Here is a 19,646-nt window from a genome sequence, read left to right as displayed (position 1 = left end):
AGGACCCCTTATGGCTACGAAACAAGTCTCCGTCCGCCTCTCCGCGACGGGCGGGCGCCAGGTGCGTGCCGAACTCGAGGGCGTCGGCGAGGCTGGTTCGCGTGGGTTTGGTCGACTTAGCCGTGAACTGGACCAGGCCAACGCGCGCATGGCCGCCTTCGCACGCCGGGCCCGGATCGCGGCGACGGCTGCTGCCACGGCCCTTGCTGCTGCCGTCGTCTCGATGACCCGCTCGACGGTTTCTGCCGCCAACGAAATCAACCAGCTCTCCCAGGTCGCCAATGCCAATCCAGAGCTGTTCCAGCGCTGGTCGGCCGCTTCGGCCACAGTCGGCATCGAGCAGGAAAAACTCGCCGATATCCTGAAGGACGTGAACGACCGGGCGGGGGATTTCCTGCAGACGGGCGGCGGTCCGATGGCGGATTTTTTTGAACACATCGCGCCGCGCGTGGGCGTGACGGCCGATCAGTTTGCGCGGCTTTCGGGGCCGGAGGCGCTGCAACTCTATGTCTCGAGCCTCGAGCGCGCGGGCGTCAGTCAGCAGGAGATGACCTTCTATCTCGAGGCCATGGCGTCCGATGCCACGCGGCTAATCCCAATCCTGCAAAACGGCGGCGCAGAGATGACCCGGCTTGGCGCACAGGCGCAGGCCCTTGGGGCGGTGCTCGATGCAGATGCCATCGCCGCCATGCGCCGCTCGGAACTCGCGCTGGTCAGCATTGGGCAGGTCTTCACCGGCGTGCGCAATCGGATCGCTGTCGCGCTGGCGCCCACGCTGGAGGCTGCGGCCAATGCGTTTGTCGCCCTTGCGTCCAGCACCAGCCCGATTGCCCAAGCCTTTGATGCGGTGCTCGCCAACCTTGATCGGCTTGCTGTCTATGCCGGGACCTTCGCCACCTTCCTCGCCGGACGCTGGGTGGCCACTATGGCGGCCGTGGCACTCTCTGTCCGAGGTTTGGCCACCACGCTCGTTGTGCTGAAAGGTGCCCTCATCCGCACCGGCATTGGCGCTCTGATCGTCGGCGCGGGCGAACTGGTCTACTGGTTCACGCGTCTGGCGTCTGGCGCGGGCGGCATCGGCGAGGCCATGGGTCTGTTGAAGGATGTCGCAGTCGAGGTCTGGGACCGGATCAAGATGGGCGCTTCGGCCGCGGGGGCTGCAGCCACCGCAATGTTCTACGATCTTAAGGCCGATGCCGCTTTCGGGATAGCCGGGGCCATCGAGAGTGTCGTGGCTTTTGGCAACACCACTGCCAACACCTTCGAGGGCGCGCTTCTCGCTGTGCGCGAGATCTGGTCGCGCTTGCCGGATGTGATCGGAGATCTGGTCTTCTCGGCTGCAAACCGCATGCTTGACGGGATCGAAGCCATGCTGAACGGCGCAATCGCCCGGATCGACGCCTTCACAGGAAACATTCGCGATGCGCTGGCGGCTGTCGGCATCGAGACCAGTTTTGGCGAGATCGGTGAACTCAGCCTCGGCGATATCCCGAACCCGTTCGCCGGGGCCTCGGCGGAGGCCGGAACGGCTGCAGCGGATGCGTTCCGGCGGGCCTTCGAGGACAACCCTCTCACCTCGCCCGACCTCGGCCTCGATGCGATCGCTGCCGAGGCGCTGGCAACAGCCAACACCTACCGCCAGGCGGCGACCGATCTCGCCAATGGCGCAACCGCCCCGCTCACCTCCTGGGGCGCGCTGCGCGATGCCGTGGCAGGCACCGGCGAAGACGGCGCGGCGGCCCTCGACGAGGCCACGACCTCGGCCGATCGGCTGACGGAGGCCATGGAGCGGGCCGGAGATGCTGTGGGCGGCAGCGGGTCTGGTGGTGGCGCGGCTGAGAAGATCGTGACCGGCTGGCGTGCCGTGTCAGACGCCCTGAAGTCTTATGCCACCGACGCCCTGAACTGGGGCAAGGGCCTCGGCGAAACCTTGTCCAGCGCGTTCAGTGGCGCGGAAAGCGCGTTCCGGAGCTTTGTTGAAACCGGCAAGTTCGACTTCAAGGGCCTCGTGCGCTCGATCTTGGCGGACCTTGCAGTTCTGTCCTTCAAGCGCGCAGTGCTGGGGCCCATCGCCAATGCGCTGGCGGGTGTTTTTGGTGGCGGTACGGTCGCGGCGGCCGTTTCGCATGCCGGCGGCATGGTTGGGATCTCCGGCCATACGCGGTCTGTACCCGCAGCGGTTTTTGTCGGTGCGCCACGCATGCATGGCGGTGGCTGGGCAGGCCTTCGTCCTGACGAGGTGCCCACGATCCTGCAGCGGGGCGAGCGGGTCCTGTCGCGCGCGGAGGTCGCGCGCGGCGGTGGACGCCTGCCACCGGTCGCGGTCCATCTCACTGTCGATGCGCGGGGCGCGCAGATGGGCGTGGCTGAGCAACTGGCAACCGTCTTGCGCAATGCCCAGCCCGAACTGGAGCGGATGGCCGTGGCCGCGGTCGGCACGGCCATGCGGCGGGGGCGTCTGGCATGAGCATCATTGTGGAATTGCCGCGCACCTGGGTCGCGGGGCTGGAACGCCGGCTGGTGAGTGCGACGAGCCAGACGCAGTCGCCCTTCACCGGCACCACGGAGGTGCAGGACTGGGGCGGCGAATGGTGGGAATATGACATCGAGTTCGCAGCCCAATCCGGCCCGCTTGCTCGCTCGGTCTCCGCGGCGCTGACCGCGCTCGGCTCGGGGCGCGGCCTTTTGCTCTTCGCCGATCCCTCGATCGAGGCGAAATCCCGCAACCAGACCATCACGCTCGACATGCCGGTCTCAGGGGGCAACGTGCTGCAGACCACGGGCTGGTTGCCAGGCCTGCCCGCGCTCGCCTCCGGGGATTTCCTGTCGATCGGAACCGGGCGGCAGACGCGGCTGCACCAGGTGGCCTTCGACGCGACGGCGAACATGAGTGGCATCGCACTGGTCACGCTCTTTCCGGCGCTGCGCCAGGCGCTGCCTGCCGGCACGGCGCTCGAACTCAACCGCCCGCAGGTGCTGTTGCGCCCAACGGCACCGGTGCCGACCCGCATCGAGCGGGTGGCGCGTCACCGCTTTACGCTCTCTGCACGCGAGGCTCTATGACCCGGGACATCACGACGGAGCTCGCGGCAGCCCTTGGCACGGGCGAGCTCAGGCCCGCGATCTTCTTCGAGGGGGAATTCCCATCGGGCATGGTGCGGATCTGGACCGGCCCAACGGCCATTGATTGGGATGGCAAGAACTGGACCGGGGTCGGCGTGTTGCTGGGGCTCGGGACGTTGGAGGAGACCTCGGATGTGGTGGCGGCCGGGACCACGGTCTCGCTCTCGGGCGTGCCGCTCGATCTGGTGAGCCTCGCGATCAATGAGGCGCGCCAGGGAAGCCCCGGGCGGATCTGGCTCGCGCTTCTGACGGAGGACCGCCAGATCATCGCCGATCCTGTGCAGGCCTTCAGCGGGCGTCTCGACGTGCCCGAGATTGCGGAGGATGGGCAGAGCTGCCGGATCACGATCAGCTATGAGAACCGGCTGATCGATCTCGGGGTGGCGCGCAGCTGGCGTTATACCCATGAAAGCCAACAGGTCCTGCATCCAGGAGATCGTGGGTTTGAGCATGTGACGGCCATTCAGGATCAAGAGATCACTTGGGGGCGCGGGTGATGCGATGCTTCTGTCACCGAAAAGGGTTCACGATCCGCAGCTGGCCTTCGATCTTGAGGCCATGCTGCATGTCTTCGGAATAGAGTGTCTCGCAGCCGGCCTGCAAGGCTGCGGCGATGATCATGGCATCATAAACGGACAAGAGGTAGCGGGCGCCAATGGCACGTCCGATGTCATGCGTCCCGGCATCGAGCGGAGCGATGAGGCAAAGCTGTCGAACTCCGTCGAGGAATTCTCCGGCCTCGGACCAGCTCATGTGGGCTTTACGCAGACAATTGACCAGGGTCTCGTTGAGGACCTGCACGCTGATGACGCCGCCGGTGTGGAGCAGGCGCGCTGCGACATCAGATTTTGGCCCGTCATCAAGCAGGTAGAGGATGACATTGGTGTCGAAGAAGTCAGCGCGCATGCGCTTCGTCGCGGCTCAGTCGATCCTCGGCGTTCAGTTTGCCACGGAACTTTTGCAACGCCTCGAGCACCTCTTCGGGGCGGGGTTTGCGCAGGATCTGAAGGCCGGCGTCATCTGCCCGAATATTGATCTCATCGCCGGCCTTAAGGCCGAGCTTGCGCACGAGATCTGCAGGCAGTCGGACCGCAAGTGAATTACCCCATTTTGCGACATGCATGAGGGACACCTCCCGATGTATAGACATATAGACAATGTATATCCAGATAGGCAAGACCGCAAGTCCGCCACTTGCCGTCTGTCCCATTGGGAACAGGTGCTCGCCGCCGCTCTCACTCAGGCCGAAGCACGCCCCTTCGCCTGGGGGCGGCATGACTGCGCGACCTGGGCCTTTGATCTGCGGCGTGACCTGACGGGCGGCGCGGACCACGCCGCGCTCTGGCGGGGGCGGTACCGGACGCCCGGCGGCTGCCAGCGGGTGCTGCGTCGGCTGGGCTGGCGGACGCTGGAAGAGGGCGGCCGGGCGTTGCTTGGCGACCCGCTCGCCGATCCCCGGCTTGCCCAGCGGGGCGATCTGGTTCTGGGCGGCGCGCCGGAGGCCTTCGGCGTCGTGACGGGCGCGCGCGCGGTGTTCGTGGCGCCCGAGGGGTTGGTGAGCCTGCCGCTCTCGTCTTGTCGTCTTGCCTGGAGAACGTGACCCATGCCGCCAGTTGTGCTCGGTGCCGTGGCCCTCGGGGGTGCCGCCATAGCTGCGGGCGGTGTGGCTGCAGCGTTCGCGGCGACGGGGCTCGTGGGTTTTGCCGCGAGCTTCGGGGCCTCGATGCTGCTCTCGGCGGCGGCCCAGGCGCTGATGCCGACGCCGAGCCTGGGGCAAATGGAGATGAAGGCGCGCACGGTGACCGTACGCGAGCCCGTGATGCCCCGCGAGATGGTTTATGGGCGGGTGCGCAAGGGCGGCGTGATCGTCTTCCTGCATTCCACAGGGGCGAAGGACAAAGATCTGCACCTTGTTGTGGTGCTCGCCGCCCACCGCGTCAAATCCATCGGCGCGATCTACTTCGAGGGGGAGATGGCCATAGATGCCTCAGGAGCGGCCCAGGGCCGTTGGGCGGGCAAGGTCACCGTCGAGAAGCGCCTCGGCCGGGACGACCAGACGGCCTTCGCGGGTCTGATCGAGGCGGCTCCGGAGCATTGGAGCGCTGCCCATCGGCTTGCAGGCTGTGCGGCGATCCATCTGCGGCTGACCTATGATGCGGATGCCTTCCCGGGCGGTATTCCGAACATCACCGTGGACATGGAGGGCAAGGACGACATCCTCGATCCCCGCACGGACATGCGCGGCTACAGCGAGAATGCGGCGCTCTGCGTCGCCGATTACATGGCCGAGCCCGCCTATGGGATCGGGGCCGCCATCGGAGCGGGTGACGGGATCGAGACCGACAGCCTGATCGAGGCTGCGAATATCTGCGATGAGCCGGTCGCCTTGGCCGGGGGTGGCTCGGAGCCGCGCTACAGCTGTAATGGGGTGGTCTCGCTCTCGGAAACCCCCAAGACCATTATCGAGGCCATGCTGACGGCGATGGCCGGACGCTGCATCTGGCAGGCGGGGCAATGGCGGATGCGGGCGGGCGCCTACCGGGTGCCGATGAGCACGCTCACGGAAGATGATCTGCGCGAAGGCGGCCTGACGCTCACCACGCGGCAGAGCCGGGCGTCCAACTTCAACGCGGTGCGCGGCCAGTTCGTGAGCCCGCAGAACAACTGGCAGCCGGACGACTTCCCGGCCTATGCCAGCGACGTGTATCTGGCCGAGGACGGCGGCGAGCGGGTCTGGCGGGATATCTCGCTGCCCTTCACGATCTCGGCCCCCATGGCACAGCGGCTTGCGAAGATCGAGCTCGAGCGGGCCCGGCGGCAGATGCAGGTGAAGCTCTCGGGCAAGTTGAAGGCCTGGCGGGTGGCTGCTGGCGAGACGACACGGCTGCGTTATGACCGCTGGGGCTTTGGCGGCGCGGACCTGCCCGAGGGCAAGCCCTTCGAGGTCGAGGCGATGCGACTGGACCTGAGCCAGCTCGGGTCGGGCCCGCGGCTGGCCCCCGAGATCCTGCTGCGCGAGACCTCGCCGCTGATCTATGCTTGGGATGCTTCCGAGGAGCGTATCTACGCAGCCGCCCCGCGCACCACGCTCCCCTCGGCCTTTGACATTGCGCCTCCGGGCGCGCCACAAGGGGAGGAGGAGCTTTACGTCACGCGGGACGGCTCAGCGGTGAAGGTGCTGTTGCGCATTGGCTGGGAAGCGGCCCCTTCGGGCTTTGTCGATACTTATCAGGTGGAGACACGGCGTGACGCCGAGGACTGGATGGACCGGGGCCGGACTTCGGGGACGGTGCTGGAACTGCGCGACATCCGCCCCGGGCAATGGGCGTTCCGGGTGAAGGCCATCTCGGTTCTCGGGGTCTCTTCCGCCTGGCGGGAGGGCGCGCGCGAGGTGGTGGGGCTGACGGCGCCGCCTGCGGCGCTCGCGGGGCTGACGATCCAATCCGCGGGCGGGCTTGCCATCTTGAAATGGCAGCGTGCGCGTGATGTGGATGTGCGCGTCGGCGGCAATATCGTGATCCGCCACAGCAAGGAAGCGGCGGCGAGCTGGGCCAATTCCACGCTCATGGACCGGGTCTCGGGGGGCGAGGCGATCGCGGTCGTGCCGCTCAAGCCCGGAACCTACTTGCTCCGGGCCGAGGATAGCGAGGGGCGGATTGGCCCGGTAAGCACGGTCACGACCAAGGGCGTGCAGATCCTGAGCTTTGCGCAGCTGAACACGCTTGCAGCCGAGCCGGCCTTCGCCGGCGAAAAAACGCATCTCGTGGCGAGCGGAGGCACGCTCAAGCTTGCAAGCGCGCTGGATGCGCGCGGCCGGCCGCAGGTGCTGTCGCATGAGGGGCTTTACGCCTTCCCGGATCGGCTCGACTTCGGGGCGCTGAGACGCGTGCGGCTGCGCTCGGACATTCTGGTGGGCGCGGCAGCGCTGTCGGATTACATCGACGACCGGATGACGCCGATCGATGCCTGGGCCGATTTCGACGGCTCGGAGGGGGCCAATATCGATGTGGTGCTCGAGGTCCGCGAGACAGACGATGACCCGCTCGCGGCGACCTCGGCCTGGGGGCCCTGGGGGCGGATTGACAACAGCGAGATCGAGGCGCGTGCGGTCGAGGTCCGGGCCTGGCTAAGGACGCAGGATCCGGCCTTCACACCGATCGTCTCCGAATTGCGGCTCGTGGCAGAAGAGGTGGTGTGATGGCGCAGGCGCCCGGCTTTGTGATCCTGAACGACAATGGCGCGGCGGTGCGCGCGCAGATCAACCAGGTTTTTGCGGCCCTGGCCTCGACCAGCATCGGCGGCGCCGAGCCCCCGGCGACGATGCCGGGCATGCTCTGGCTCGACACCAGCACCACGCCACCCACGCTGCGCATCCGGGATCTCTCCGACAGCCGCTTCGACGCGCTGCTCGATGGCGGGGAATATTAGGATGGGGACCGCGTCTTGGCGCTCTTGTAGACGTCGCCGCGCTCACGCTTTCCGACGGCCACGACCGTCACCGTGATCGTGCTGTCTTCCACGCGGTAGACGAGCCGATAGCCGGCACTGCGCAGTTTGATCTTGTAGTGATCTGGCATGCCGTGCAGGGCATCGGAGGGTATATGGGGATGGACGAGCCGCTCGCGAAGCTTCTTCTTGAACTGCCCTTTCAAGGTGGCACCGAGCTTGTGCCATTCCTTCAAGGCAGAGGGCAGGAATTTGAGCTCATAGCTCATCCAGGCTGACCCGGACCGGTTCTTCCTCAGCACGTCGGCGGATGAGCTCGGCCAGGTCCAGATCATCGAGATGCTCCATCATCGCCTCGTAGCGCGCGGCAGGCACCATATAGGCCATGACGCGGTTGTGGTTGAGCACTGCAACGGACTCGCCGGCCGCCTGCGCCATCACCTGGGACGGGTTCTTTTTGAGGTCCGAGACGCTGACGGCGACGTTGGCTTCAATGCGCTGCATGGGTCCTCCAATTAGGTCGAAATACAGGTCTTAATATAGGCCAAAGTTGTAAATGCGCAAGTTCGCTTGCCCATAACTCCGAGGGAGGCGCCCATGACCGAGCCGGGCTTTTTAGAAACCTTGAACAGCTTGTTTGGCGGGGCGGTGACGACCCTGATCGGCGCCTTCACGGGACGGCTGATGTATCACTCAGGTGAAGTGAAGCTCGGCAAGCGCCGCTTTTTTGGCAAGGAGCTCTTGTGGGAGATCCCGGTTGCCATTGGCATGGCGATTATTGGCGAGGGGATTGCGCGGTATTTGGAGCTTGGCCAGCCGGTAAGCACGGGGCTTGTGGCGATGCTGGCCTATCTGGGCCCGCGGGGCGCGGAAGCTCTGCTGACGGCCTGGCTTTGCCGCAAGAAATAAGCGGCTGACCCAAGCAGAACCATCATCACACCAAACCGATGCCGTCCTCTGGGCGGCGTTTTGCTTTTGCAGGAGAGAGCATCATGACCCCTTTTGAGATTGCCCGCGGCTATATCGGCACGACCGAGGGCACGGGACCCGCGAACAACCCGGTCATCATGGAGATGTATGGCTCGGTCGGCCATGACTGGGTGGAGCATGACTCTGTGGCCTGGTGTGCGGCTTTTGTGGGGCATTGCCTGGAGAAGGCCGGCATTCGCTCGACGCGCAAGCTCACCGCGCGGTCCTATCTCGACTGGGGTGTGCCGGTGGAGATCGCCGAAGCTCAGCCGGGCGATATCGCGGTGATCCCGCGGGGGGCTTCGAGCTGGCAAGGGCATGTGTTCTTCATCGAGCGGATTGAGGGGGCTTGGGTCTGGGGCTTGGGCGGCAACCAGTCTGATGCGGTGAACATCAAACGCTATCCCGTCTCGAAGCTCCTCGGTGTGCGGCGGGCGGGGCATGTCGCGGCGTCGGCAACCTTGAGCGTGCGTGAGGTCCAGACGCGCCTGAAGGCGCTTGGCTATCACGAGGTTGGCAATATCGACGGGGTGATCGGGCCACGCACGCGGGCGGCCATCCTCGCATTCCGCGATGACACCGATCTCGCGCGTGTCCCGATCATCGATGTGGCGCTGAGCGATGCGCTGGAGCGGGCGGCCCCGCGGGCGGTGGCGCCGGAGCGGGCTGCAGGCGTCCCGGCCGAAAGCCGGATCGTGACCGCCGCCAATGCCCAGATCGGGCTGGGCGCGATCGGTGCCGCGGGCAGTGTGGTCTCGCAGATCGCCCCTGCCATCACCGAAGCCGAGGGGGCGCGGGATCTGGCCGAGCGCTTTGCAGGTCTGGTCGGCCTCGAGGAGGCCCTCGCCGTCGTCTTGCCGTGGTTGGCGGCGGCCGTGTTCCTCGGTGTGATCGTCTACGCCGTGAAGGCACGGGCGGCCCGGATCGAGGACCACCGCAGCGGGAAAACCCCGTGATGTGGCGTCTCGACACGCGCTGCCTGCGCCTTGCCGGAGGGAGCCCGGAATGATCACCACCCTCTTCGCCGGCCTCGGTCGCCGCCTCGCTCTTTGGGGCGCGCTGGCCTGTGCCATCACCATCGCAGTCTGGGTCCTGATCCGCCGCGGGCGCCTTGAGGCCGAGGCCACGCTCGCGATTCGGCGGGCCGAGGCCCGTATCCGGGCGCTGCAAACTTCGAAGGACATCCGCCATGACGTTCAGACCACTGACCGCGCTGATCTTGACCGTCGCGCTGACCGCTGGATGCGGGATTGATCCATGGGGCTTGCGCGATGATTGCGATTGGGCCGAGCCGATCCGCCCATCGCGCAGGGATGTCCTGACCGAAGACACCCGCGCGCAGATCGTGGCCCATAACGAGATCGGGGAGCGGTTGTGCGGGTGGCGGCCATGACCCATGTCCAGGAAGGCCCGGTCATCCTGATCGGCTACGCGTACCGTCTGCAGCTCGAGGCGGAGGCGGATCTCTTTCCGGAGGCTGCCACCTTCACCGGGCAAGTGCGGCGCAGGGTCGAGGACAGCCTCGTCCTCGCCACCCTGTCCACCGCGAATGGCGGCATCTTGCGCCTCACTGCACGCAGGCTCGAGATCGTGCTGGACCCCACGGTGACGGCCGAGCTGAGCGTCGGCAGCGTCGTGCTCGATCTTGTGCGGACCGATCTCGATCCAGACCGGCATCTGGGCCTCCTCCTCGAGATCCCCGTGGCCCTGACGGTGACACGGCCTCCCGAGACGGGCGAGACCTGAGCCATGCCGACAGCGCGCGCGTTGCGCTCCCTCACGGGTCCGATCCGCATTGCGGTGACGCAGGAAGCCCCCGTCGCGCTCCGCATTGCCGCAGCACCGCTGCGCATCCGGCTGCTCGGCACGCCAGGGCCACCGGGACCTGAAGGCCCGCCCGGTGACAAGGGTGATCAGGGCGAGCCCGGCGTCACCGTTCTTCCCACCGACACCCCCATTAATGGAGGCTTCTTCTGATGGCCAACACGATCCAGCTCAAGCGCCGCCTTGCCGGCAATCCTGGGGCGCCTGCTGCGCTCAAATCGGGCGAGCTCGCCCATAACGAGGTCGATGACACGCTCTATATCGGCAAGGGCGATGATGGCGCGGGCGCGGCCACGGCCATCGTGCCCCTGGCGGGCCGCGGGGCCTTCGCCGATCTGACCAGCCCCCAGACCATTGCCGGGGTGAAGACCTTCTCGATTGTCCCGAAGTCTGCGCAGGACGCGAGCGCCAGCACCGATCTTGTGCGCAAATCGCAGCTCGATGCGGGGCTCGCGGGCAAGGCGGCCACCAGCCACACACATGCGATCTCGGAGGTGAGCGGGCTGCAAGGCGCGCTCTATGGCAAGGCATCGACATCGCATAGCCATGCCATCGCCGATGTGACGGGTCTGCAGAGCGCGCTGAACGCCAAGGCGCCGCTGGCCTCGCCTGGCTTCACAGGGACACCGACGGCGCCCACGGCGGCAGGGGGGACGAACACGACCCAGCTGGCCACGACCGCCTTCGTGCAGAGCGCCCTTGCCGGGCTCGGCGCGGGCGACATGGCAAAATCCACCTATGACAGTGACAACGACGGCAAGGTGGACGCCGCCGAAGCAGCCGACAGCGTGCCCTGGACCGGGATTGCGGGCAAACCCTCGAGCTTCACGCCCGCCACGCATAGCCATGCGATCTCGCAGGTGACTGGGCTGCAAAGCGCGCTGGATGCGAAAGCGCCGCTGGCCTCACCGACGCTCTCCGGCACGCCGACCGCGCCGACAGCTGCGAGCGGCACGAACACGACCCAGATCGCGAGCACCGCCTTCGTACAGGCGGCGATTGCCGCGCTGGTTGACGCCGCCCCCGGCGCGCTCGACACACTCAATGAGCTGGCCGCGGCCCTCGGCGATGATCCGAACTTCGCCGCAACCGTCACCAATGGGCTGGCGGGCAAGCTCACGATCGCCGCGAACCTCTCCGACCTGACCAACATCGCCAGCGCACGCACAAACCTCGGGCTTGGGTCGATGGCGACCCAGAACGCCAACAACGTCGCCATTACCGGCGGCAGCATCACCGGCGTGGCGCTCGACGGCGGCACGTTCTGATCTGAAGGGACGCCCCGACAGGGTTTTGTCGATCCCTGCTCAAGCGGCACGGCATCGGTCACCTCGATCGCCCGATGCGCCTGCGCATGACCCCCAATCCCGCAATCGCCTCAGATGAGGCCAGCAAGGAGACGGCCAGATGGCCAGCATCATTCGCCTGAAACGCTCCTCGGTCGCCGCCAAGGTGCCAACCACGGCTCAACTTGATCTCGGCGAGCTCGCCGTCAACACCCGCGACGGCAAGCTCTTCCTCAAGCGCGCCGATGGCAGCGAGGAGATCGTGGAGGTCGGCGCGCGTTGGGGCGCCTTCACCGCGCATGCCGCCGGCAATACCCTGACCTTCCGCTACAACGGCACCGACATCCTGGCGCTCGACGCCTCCGGCAACCTCACCATGCTGGGCGATGTCACGGCCTTCGGGAGCCCGTGAGCCATGGTATTGCCGCTCACAGGCCCCCTGTCGCTGAGCCAGGTGAACACCGAGCTGGGCCGCGAGGCCAGCACCACCATCTCGCTTGGCGAGGCAGAGGTGCGGGCCCTGGCGGGTGTCGGGTCCGGCCCAATCAGCAAAGCCAGCCTGCGCGGTAAGGCGGCCCAGTTCACCCATATGATCACGGCCCATCAGCTGCATTTGAACCTGCACAGCTATCTCCTCGGCATTGGCTGGGACGGGACCAGCAAGGTCGAGGTGACGGTCGCCTCAGGCATCTACATTTGGTCCGACAACACCTCGATCCCGGCGCTCGACATGGGCGGGGCCTTCCCCGGAGGGCTCACGCTCGTCAATCGAGGCTTCATCATGGGTAAGGGCGGAGATGGTGGATATGTAGAGGCCGACCGAACGACTTATGTCGCGCCGACGGCCGGCGGCCCCGCGATTGTGCTCACAGGCCCGATCAGCATCGACAACAGCGCAGGCTATATCGGCGGCGGTGGCGGGGGCGGCGGGGCTCAAAACGGGGCGCCTGTCGCCATAATCATTAAGGAGCCAGCCTACGGCCCCGGCGGTGGGGGCGCTGGCGGCGGGCGCGGCGGTCCGATGCTCCATGGCGACACGAATGGCACTGTGCTGGGCAGCTTTGGCGCGGGCGGGGCCATTGGCCAGATCGGGGCTGTCGCTACGGATGCGAATAGCTGGGCTGGGCAAACCATCGCGCCGCATGGCGGCGCGGGTGGGGCGAGTGGTGCCGGCGCGATCGCCGGTGGTGGACTTTAGGAGGCAGACATATGGGCAGTGGTGGTGGCGGTGGTCCGCAACAAATTGGGGGGATCTCTGGCCAGGGTGGTGGCCGTATTCTGCCGGGGGCAGCCAGCGGTGTTGGGGAGCTGATCATCACATCGCCCAGGCAGGAGGTCACTTCCAATGTGTCGGCGGCCTATCCTGACAGGCGGCCAGTGCCCCCTTACGGCTCGGCATGGGACACGGCCTTTGCAGCGCCTGGGGGTGGACCCGGTCAGCCGGGGCAAGGCGATGCCTTTGTCGTTTATGGCTATTTGAACACGGATGATGGCACGACAAGGCCTATGACCCCGCGCTCCGGCGGGGGCGGAGGCTGGGGGGCAGCCGGAGGGGCTGGCACCATGGTCACGAATGATGGCTACGTGCTCACAGCTGGCGGTAATCCCGGTGCGGCCGGGGGCAAGGCCATCGCAACCAATGCACATCCGGTCACCTGGCTGGGTGGGTCCACCCGCGTCTATGGGGCCATCGGATGAAAACCTCCCTGCAGTTCTTCAAGGACATGGGCGTCTGCGACGGCGCCTATGCCTTCCTCGAGGCCTGGTTCACGGCCAACGGTCTTGAGACCTACGACTATCTCGCGGGCTATGCGCTGCTCGAAAGCTTGCCTGAGTTCCATGCTGCCGCTGCTGACGGTGGCCCCGGCCACGACACGGTCGCAGGCTGGCTCCAATGGGCGCATGACCTGCGCACGCGGCCCGAGGCAATCATGTACTTCGGCGACCACATCGAGGAGCCCTTGTTCCGCACCCATGACGGACATCTCCACGAAAGCATCGCCGCCGCCCAGGATCACCGCCGCCGCGTCTTTGCCGAGCTTCGCCGCGACCATGCCGCAGCCCGCGTGATCAACGGGGTGCGCCTTGGCGATGCCGGCGCCGAGACTTGGGAGGTCGTCGATCCTGCCCGCGATGACCTGACCCATTACGACGCCTTCGTCTGGCATGACAGTACCACAGGGCTGAACCATCGGACCGAGAGCCTTGGCGAGGCCATCGCCTTCGATGCTGAGCAGGCAAAAATCCTCGATGCGCTCGACGCGGCCGAAGCCGCGGCAGGCATCCAACGCAGGATCACCGATGAAAGCGGGGCGTTCAGGGTGTGGGTGGACGTCGGTAAAGGCAGTTCAACGCCGGACTATGGAGGAGGGGACTCTCCGGCTTCGTGATTGCGATGAAATGTTTGATCGGTTGCGTGAGAGTGCGCTCTGAACGTTATGGGGACTGTCCGCGAGGTATTCAGAGCACGCGCAGGCATCAACCGGCAGGGAAATTCGAAACTTCCTCGCAAATCGAGTGGTATGCTCAAGAGAAAGGTGGTGCCTAGATTAGATTCCACCGGGTGTTGCTTGCGTTGAACTTTTGTTGCAGAAGTAGCTCGTAGGAGTTCAGGCTTCGCAATACAAAAATACAGAGGTCTTCATGATCAACAGGCGTACAGTTATGCGTATTTTTGTCGGGGCGGCGCTTCTTCCATTTCTGAGTGCCTGTGAAAGCCAATTACCTGTAGCTGGTGATGGTTTGAACACGGCTGTGGCGGAGGTCTTGCCGAACGCCCGGGTTGTTCTCCTTGACGATCAAAACGTTCTTCAGTTCACAGCTACGGCTGCCGCCGTTCCGCAAAGCGCCTCTGTTCCCGGTCGGTCGTCGTGGGTCTATCGCGTCGGCACGGGTGACGTTCTAAAGATCATCGTTTGGGGTGTGTCTGAGCTAAACGACCCGTCGCAATACATCGAAGGCGCGCCCGCACCGGGTACTGTTGTGCAGGCAGATGGAACGGTATTCTTTCCCTATGTCGGCGCCGTTGAGGTTTCGGGCAAAACCGTTCCGGAAATCCGTGAAGCGCTGACCAAAGGGTTGAGCGAGTACTTCCCCGACCCGCAGGTCGAAGTGCGCGTGATCGAGTTTAACTCACAATCCGCGGTCATTTCTGGCGCCGTGGAAAACCCGGCTCGCTATCCGCTGAGTACGAATCCGACCCGTTTGTTGGACCTCGTGGCGCAGGCGCGCCTTGATCCTGCGAGGGCTGATACGGAGCGGGTGATCTTGCGTCGTAACGGTAAGACCTATCCGATTAACCTCGATGCGTTTGTCAGATATGGCCGCGAGTCGTCGAACCCGTTGGTTCTGGATGGCGACACCGTATTTGTTCCGGATCGCAAACCAGAAGAGGCCTTTGTCTTGGGCGAGGTCAAAACCGTGTCTTCGGTGAATATCTCCGAGCGTGACGTGAGCCTGACCCAGATCGTGAGCGAGGCGGGCGGTTTGAATATACGTGACGCCGATGCTCGCGGTATCTTTGTGTTCCGCCGTGATAGTGATGGTTTGACGGTGTTCCAGTTGGATGTTTCGAACCCGAGCGCCTATCTGATCGGCACGCGTTTCGCGATGAAGGCGCAAGACGTTGTATTTGTCACCACCGATCCGGTGTCGCGTTGGAACCGTGTGATTTCTGACCTGTTGCCGAGCTTGAGTGTCTATCAAACCGCAAGCGATATCTGATGTTTAAGTCGGTTTTGGTCGTTTGCACGGGAAACATCTGCCGCTCGCCCGTGGGTGAACGTGCTCTGGCTGCGCTTTGCCCGCATTTGACCGTGAACTCTGCCGGGATCGGTGCGTTGGTTGGCAAGGGTGTCGACAAAGACGCGGCGGCCGTTGCGCGCGCGCACAACGTCAACGTCGAGGGTCACGCGGCCCGGCAGATCAGCTCAGAAATTCTTGCGATGCACGATCTGGTTTTGGTGATGGGGCCAGAACATCGCCAATATATCCGCGAGAATTTCCCGCACGCGAGTGGCAAAACGATGATGTTCGACAAATGGGAGCGCGATGAAGGCATCGAAGACCCCTATCTTCAGAGCGTCGAATTTCATGAATTGGTATTTGCCGAGATCGATAAGTCGGCTCGGTCTTGGGCTAAACGGCTCGGCTAAAGTATTGGAGGCCGTTACGTGTCTAACAAAAAAGACTATGACGACGAGATCGACCTGGCTGAAATTTTCCACGTGCTTTGGGCGCGCAAGCTGTTCATCGCGGCTTTTATGGTCGGTTTCGTAATCATCGGGTTTTTATACGCAAAATCCCAGACGCCAATTTTCCAATCCACAGCTCTCGTTCAGCTAGAGGAACGGTCGAGCGGAGGGGATCTGCCGGCAGAGTTGCAGTCATTGATGGGCAGCGGCTCTGGTGGTCGTGCGGCGACCGAGATCGAGATCCTGAAATCCCGTAGCGTGGCGAGCGACGCGGTGAATGCCTTGGGGCTTCACATCGATGCGGCTCCGCGCGCGCTGCCTTTTTTGGGGAATATCTTCCGCCATCTTGGTGTTCCGCATTTCGGCACCTCGTGGCTCAAGGCCTATTCGTGGCAATCTGAAACCATTGAAGTCGGGGTGTTGCGGGTTCGGTCTGAATGGATCGGCGAAGAGATCGTTGTCGTCAAAACCGATGAGAGATCGTTTGACGTAGAATTGCCGGATGGATCCAGCCTTTCGGGTCAGGTCGGCACGCCTGTTGCGGGCGGCGATGACTTTGCTTTGCGTGTGGATGCGCTGACGGGTCCGGTGGGGCGCGAATACATTGTGTCGAGCCGCGATCCGGTGCTGATTGCCACAGAATTGTCAAAAGATTTGGGCGTTGCCGAGGTTGGCCGTCAGTCGTCGATCCTGCGTCTGACGTATCGCCACCCCGACCGTGCAATGGCCTCGGGCGTGTTGGATGCCGTGATGGCGGCCTATGTGCGCCAAAACATTCAGCGCGGTGCCGCGTCTGCTGAAAAGAGCCTTCAGTTCATTCAGGAGCGCCTGCCTGATGCAGAGGCGCAGGTTCAAGCGGCTCAATTGGCGCTCAATTCCTACCAGCGGTCTGTGTCTTCGGTCGATTTGACCTTTGAAACCCAGCAAGTTCTGTCGAGTGCGGCAGAGATTGAAACCCAGCTGAACGATCTGAAGATGCAGCAAGCGGAACTGGCATTGGATGTGACCCCGAACCACCCGAGCTACAAGCGTCTGGAAGAGAACCGCGTGATCCTTGAGGAGCGTCTGGCGGCTATTCGTGAGGAAACCCAAGGCTTGCCCGAGCAGCAGTTGGAGGTGTTCAATCTCAACCGTGATTTGCAGGTTGCGCAGGAAATTTATCAGTCACTGTTGCAACGTCGTCAGGAATTGCAGGTTGTTCGGGCCTCCACCATCGGGAATATCCGTGTGATTGATAACGCGCTGACCGAGCGTTTTGCGGTCGCGCCGCGCACCAAAATCATCGTCATGCTGGCCGCGGTTTTGGGCCTGATCACGGGTGTTGGCGCGATCCTCGTGCCGCGAATGCTGCGCCGGACGGTGGATGGGGTGGAGGATCTCGAAAACCTGGGGCTTTCGGTGTTTGCCTCTGTTGGGTTCTCGAAACTGGCCGACCAGTCTTCGAACAAGAATAAAACCATGTCCATTCTGGCGGTTGATCGACCCACTGACCTTTCGGTTGAGGCATTGCGGTCGCTGCGGACCTCGATGCACTTCGGGATGATTGACGCAAAGTCGCAGTCGCTGGCGATTACCTCGCCTGCGCCTGGTGTTGGCAAGTCGTTCATCTCTGTCAACCTTGCTGCGGTGATGGCACAGGCTGGCACCCGGGTCGTGGTGATTGACGCAGACCTGCGGCGCGGCGTTTTGCGCAAGTATTTCAACTGTCCGCGAGATACGGATGGCCTGTCAGAAGTTCTGGCCGACGATGTGAAGCTGGAAGATGTGATCCGCAAAGGTCCGATTGAGAACCTGTTTTACGTCACCTCGGGGCACTATCCGCCAAACCCGTCGGAATTGCTGATGCGGCCCAAGTTTGAGCAGGTGATCAAGCAACTCTCGGAACAGTTTGATTTCGTCATCGTGGATGCGCCGCCGATTTTGGCCGTGACCGACCCTGTCATTTTGTCAAAATACGTTGGCGCGACGATGATTGCGGCGCGTCACAAGGTGACTGCGGCGCCCGAACTTGAGGCCGCGATCCGTATATTTGAGGCGGGCGGCGGTAAATTCATCGGTGCGATCCTGAACGGCTACAAGGCCGAGGCGTCGGGCAAGGGCGGTTATTATTATTACTACAACAAACGCTATACCTACGATGACAAAGGCAGCAAGGAGTGATCGGATAACTGGCGGGTTTTAGCGCGGGATGGGTCATGTGCCCGTGGGGAGATCTTGCGGTTCGTTCACCTTTGAGACGTTATGAAAATGTAACGCTTGGGGGCGGAAGTGCCTCGCACTCAAAAGATATGCTGGCGCATATTGGGACGATTGGCCTACTAGGTCCATATCATCCTGAGACTCATCTCAAATCTTTGATTGGAGGCGCCCTTGGTTCACAACGCCATGTTGCATTTCGAATGGCACGAGTTTGTTTTGGCCGCGCTTGCGTTTGTGATTTGTGCTGCGGTTGTCTTGTTGCGCTCTCGGTTCCCGCGGCTCAGCGGGCGTACGGCGGACTTGCGGGCGGTTCAGTCCATGCACACGCGGCTCACCCCACGTGTGGGGGGCGTTGCAATCTTCGGTGCACTGGGTCTGAGCGTGATCTTTGCGCCCGTTTCAATCTCTGGGCCGTATGCCAATTTCGTTCTTGCGACCTCATTCCTCTTTGTTGTGGGGCTGGCCGAGGACCTTGGGTTCCACATGTCACCACGCAGGCGCATGTTGGCTGCCATGGGCGCGAGCTTGCTGGTGATCTGGCTTTTGGGCGTTTGGCTTCCACGCGCCGGCATCCCTGGGTTTGACCTGCTGGTAGCGCACTGGGTGATCGGCGGTCCGCTGACCCTTCTGGTGACGGCAGGAATCGCAAATGGCTTCAATCTGATCGATGGGGTGAATGGCCTCGCATCTATGACGGGAATCGCAGCAGCTATTGCACTGAGCTATATTGCAGAGCTGGCAGGCTACGCCACGATGGTCCACCTCTCGATGATGATTGCGGCAGGAATCTTCGGGTTCTTCCTCCTGAACTATCCCTTTGGTCTGATCTTTCTCGGCGATGCCGGGGCATACACGATCGGCTTTGTGCTGAGTTGGTTTGGGATTTCAGTGCTTCTCAATTCGCCCGATGTCTCGCCCTGGGCCATTTTGCTGACACTGTACTGGCCCGTGGCTGATACAGTGCTGGCGATCTATCGCCGGTCTCGCAGAAACAAGGACGTTTCGGCCCCGGATCGGTTGCATGTGCATCAAATGGTGATGCGCGCACTGGAAATGTGCATCCTCGGCCGAAATCGGCGTCAAATTGCAAACCCGCTCACGACACTGGTCTTGTCGCCCTTCGTCATCGCACCGCCAATCGCGGGTGTGCTGCTGTGGAACCAAAATCAGAATGCGTTTCTGGCCGTCGTGGTCTTTGGGGTGTTGTTTTTTGGCAGCTATGCGGCGGCACCAAGTCTGATCCGCCGGTTTCGCTTACCTTCGGGATATAATCGTCTCTAGTGCCATCATGCTGTGGTGCAGCATCCAACTTGGCTCTTGCTCATTTACTTTATTTGCCAATGGTTTCGCAGTAATGCCCCTCCACAGAGGCAGTTGCTCCATCGAGACCTGCCGCTTTCGAGCATTACTGCTGGATTTGATTGTGTGGGTGAATTGCGCTCCTTGAAGAGCTTACGTCTGCCGTCATCCAGCGATACGGCGTCGACCTTGAAAGCCTGGCCGCGGGCCGGGCTCGTTTCTACGTCGATGGTGACGGTCCAGAAACCGTGCTCCTTGGCTTCACCTATTCAGCATTAGGGGCCCTGGAAGAATGGAAACGATATCG

Annotated in this window: 23 protein-coding genes; 19 read left to right on the top strand and 4 right to left on the bottom strand. The window is 63.4% G+C overall.

Features of this window, described 5'->3' with window-relative positions; translation table 11 throughout:
• The first annotated feature begins 10 nt into the window (after positions 1–10).
• Genes RYZ20_RS13215 through RYZ20_RS13205 form a run of 3 tightly spaced genes read left to right on the top strand, consistent with a single transcriptional unit; the run spans position 11 to position 3,620 of the window.
• Positions 11–2,467, top strand: a complete 2,457-nt coding sequence (locus RYZ20_RS13215; RefSeq protein ID WP_317674276.1) for a phage tail tape measure C-terminal domain-containing protein — start codon at positions 11–13, stop codon at positions 2,465–2,467.
• Positions 2,464–3,063, top strand: coding sequence for a hypothetical protein (locus RYZ20_RS13210; RefSeq protein WP_317674274.1), 600 nt, complete (start codon positions 2,464–2,466; stop codon positions 3,061–3,063). The genes RYZ20_RS13215 and RYZ20_RS13210 overlap by 4 nt, the downstream gene beginning before the upstream one ends.
• Positions 3,060–3,620, top strand: coding sequence for a hypothetical protein (locus RYZ20_RS13205; protein WP_317674272.1), 561 nt, complete (start codon positions 3,060–3,062; stop codon positions 3,618–3,620). The genes RYZ20_RS13210 and RYZ20_RS13205 overlap by 4 nt, the downstream gene beginning before the upstream one ends.
• 13 nt (positions 3,621–3,633) lie before the next feature.
• Here RYZ20_RS13205 and RYZ20_RS13200 read toward each other — a convergent pair whose 3' ends face one another.
• Both RYZ20_RS13200 and RYZ20_RS13195 read right to left on the bottom strand, forming a co-directional pair.
• Entirely contained in the window at positions 3,634–4,029 is a 396-nt protein-coding gene (locus RYZ20_RS13200) for a PIN domain-containing protein (RefSeq protein ID WP_317674270.1), read from the bottom strand.
• On the bottom strand, positions 4,019–4,246 hold the full coding sequence (locus tag RYZ20_RS13195; RefSeq protein WP_317674268.1) for an AbrB/MazE/SpoVT family DNA-binding domain-containing protein: 228 nt from the start codon (positions 4,244–4,246) through the stop codon (positions 4,019–4,021). Before RYZ20_RS13195 ends, RYZ20_RS13200 begins: the two co-directional genes overlap by 11 nt.
• 27 nt (positions 4,247–4,273) lie before the next feature.
• Here RYZ20_RS13195 and RYZ20_RS13190 point away from each other — a divergent pair, with 27 nt between their 5' ends.
• The 3 genes from RYZ20_RS13190 to RYZ20_RS13180 are packed head-to-tail and all read left to right on the top strand — an operon-like array spanning position 4,274 to position 7,551.
• Positions 4,274–4,723 (top strand): DUF6950 family protein, encoded by a 450-nt coding sequence (locus tag RYZ20_RS13190; protein ID WP_411572354.1) that lies wholly within the window; start codon positions 4,274–4,276, stop codon positions 4,721–4,723.
• Between the two features lie 3 nt (positions 4,724–4,726).
• Positions 4,727–7,321 carry a TipJ family phage tail tip protein gene (locus RYZ20_RS13185; RefSeq protein WP_317674264.1) on the top strand — a complete coding sequence of 865 codons (2,595 nt, stop codon included), beginning with the start codon at positions 4,727–4,729 and terminating at the stop codon, positions 7,319–7,321.
• Positions 7,321–7,551, top strand: a complete 231-nt coding sequence (locus tag RYZ20_RS13180; protein ID WP_275815145.1) for a hypothetical protein — start codon at positions 7,321–7,323, stop codon at positions 7,549–7,551. Before RYZ20_RS13185 ends, RYZ20_RS13180 begins: the two co-directional genes overlap by 1 nt.
• Here the strand turns inward: RYZ20_RS13180 and RYZ20_RS13175 are convergent.
• Entirely contained in the window at positions 7,548–7,838 is a 291-nt protein-coding gene (locus RYZ20_RS13175; RefSeq protein WP_275815142.1) for a type II toxin-antitoxin system RelE family toxin, read from the bottom strand. The two genes, RYZ20_RS13180 and RYZ20_RS13175, sit on opposite strands and share 4 nt — an antisense overlap.
• Complete coding sequence (locus RYZ20_RS13170) at positions 7,828–8,073, bottom strand: type II toxin-antitoxin system Phd/YefM family antitoxin (protein WP_173496039.1); 246 nt, start codon at positions 8,071–8,073, stop codon at positions 7,828–7,830. Before RYZ20_RS13170 ends, RYZ20_RS13175 begins: the two co-directional genes overlap by 11 nt.
• Positions 8,074–8,166: 93 nt before the next feature.
• Here RYZ20_RS13170 and RYZ20_RS13165 point away from each other — a divergent pair, with 93 nt between their 5' ends.
• The 13 genes from RYZ20_RS13165 (at position 8,167) to RYZ20_RS13105 (ending at position 19,321) form a co-directional block, all read left to right on the top strand.
• The gene (locus RYZ20_RS13165; RefSeq protein ID WP_173496040.1) at positions 8,167–8,478 is read left to right on the top strand and encodes a phage holin family protein; all 312 of its coding nucleotides are present in this window, start codon (positions 8,167–8,169) and stop codon (positions 8,476–8,478) included.
• Between the two features lie 83 nt (positions 8,479–8,561).
• Positions 8,562–9,494, top strand: a complete 933-nt coding sequence (locus RYZ20_RS13160; protein WP_173496041.1) for a C40 family peptidase — start codon at positions 8,562–8,564, stop codon at positions 9,492–9,494.
• 49 nt (positions 9,495–9,543) lie between these two features.
• Complete coding sequence (locus tag RYZ20_RS13155) at positions 9,544–9,792, top strand: hypothetical protein (protein ID WP_173496042.1); 249 nt, start codon at positions 9,544–9,546, stop codon at positions 9,790–9,792.
• A 135-nt stretch (positions 9,793–9,927) separates the two neighbouring features.
• Positions 9,928–10,284 carry a hypothetical protein gene (locus tag RYZ20_RS13150; RefSeq protein ID WP_317674256.1) on the top strand — a complete coding sequence of 119 codons (357 nt, stop codon included), beginning with the start codon at positions 9,928–9,930 and terminating at the stop codon, positions 10,282–10,284.
• A 3-nt stretch (positions 10,285–10,287) separates the two neighbouring features.
• Entirely contained in the window at positions 10,288–10,515 is a 228-nt protein-coding gene (locus tag RYZ20_RS13145; RefSeq protein WP_275814814.1) for a hypothetical protein, read from the top strand.
• The gene (locus RYZ20_RS13140) at positions 10,515–11,630 is read left to right on the top strand and encodes a phage tail fiber repeat family protein (protein WP_317674252.1); all 1,116 of its coding nucleotides are present in this window, start codon (positions 10,515–10,517) and stop codon (positions 11,628–11,630) included. Before RYZ20_RS13145 ends, RYZ20_RS13140 begins: the two co-directional genes overlap by 1 nt.
• A gap of 139 nt (positions 11,631–11,769) precedes the next feature.
• A complete protein-coding gene (locus RYZ20_RS13135; RefSeq protein ID WP_173496046.1) occupies positions 11,770–12,060 on the top strand; it encodes a hypothetical protein in 291 nt (96 codons plus the stop codon).
• A gap of 3 nt (positions 12,061–12,063) precedes the next feature.
• Positions 12,064–12,846, top strand: coding sequence for a hypothetical protein (locus RYZ20_RS13130; protein WP_173496047.1), 783 nt, complete (start codon positions 12,064–12,066; stop codon positions 12,844–12,846).
• A gap of 496 nt (positions 12,847–13,342) precedes the next feature.
• Positions 13,343–14,038, top strand: a complete 696-nt coding sequence (locus RYZ20_RS13125; RefSeq protein ID WP_317674248.1) for a hypothetical protein — start codon at positions 13,343–13,345, stop codon at positions 14,036–14,038.
• 274 nt (positions 14,039–14,312) lie between these two features.
• Positions 14,313–15,371: a polysaccharide biosynthesis/export family protein gene (locus RYZ20_RS13120; protein WP_275814829.1), complete on the top strand. Its 1,059-nt coding sequence runs from the start codon at positions 14,313–14,315 to the stop codon at positions 15,369–15,371.
• Positions 15,371–15,802 carry an arsenate reductase/protein-tyrosine-phosphatase family protein gene (locus RYZ20_RS13115; RefSeq protein WP_173496051.1) on the top strand — a complete coding sequence of 144 codons (432 nt, stop codon included), beginning with the start codon at positions 15,371–15,373 and terminating at the stop codon, positions 15,800–15,802. The genes RYZ20_RS13120 and RYZ20_RS13115 overlap by 1 nt, the downstream gene beginning before the upstream one ends.
• A gap of 18 nt (positions 15,803–15,820) precedes the next feature.
• Positions 15,821–18,001 carry a polysaccharide biosynthesis tyrosine autokinase gene (locus RYZ20_RS13110; protein ID WP_317674243.1) on the top strand — a complete coding sequence of 727 codons (2,181 nt, stop codon included), beginning with the start codon at positions 15,821–15,823 and terminating at the stop codon, positions 17,999–18,001.
• Positions 18,002–18,211: 210 nt separating this feature from the next.
• Complete coding sequence (locus RYZ20_RS13105; RefSeq protein WP_317674241.1) at positions 18,212–19,321, top strand: MraY family glycosyltransferase; 1,110 nt, start codon at positions 18,212–18,214, stop codon at positions 19,319–19,321.
• Positions 19,322–19,646: the final 325 nt, after the last annotated feature.

Source organism: Pseudothioclava alba, assembly GCF_033100795.1.
Lineage (GTDB): Bacteria > Pseudomonadota > Alphaproteobacteria > Rhodobacterales > Rhodobacteraceae > Pseudothioclava.
Note: the sequence above shows the minus strand (reverse complement) of the source record. Positions and strands in the feature narration are given on the sequence as shown.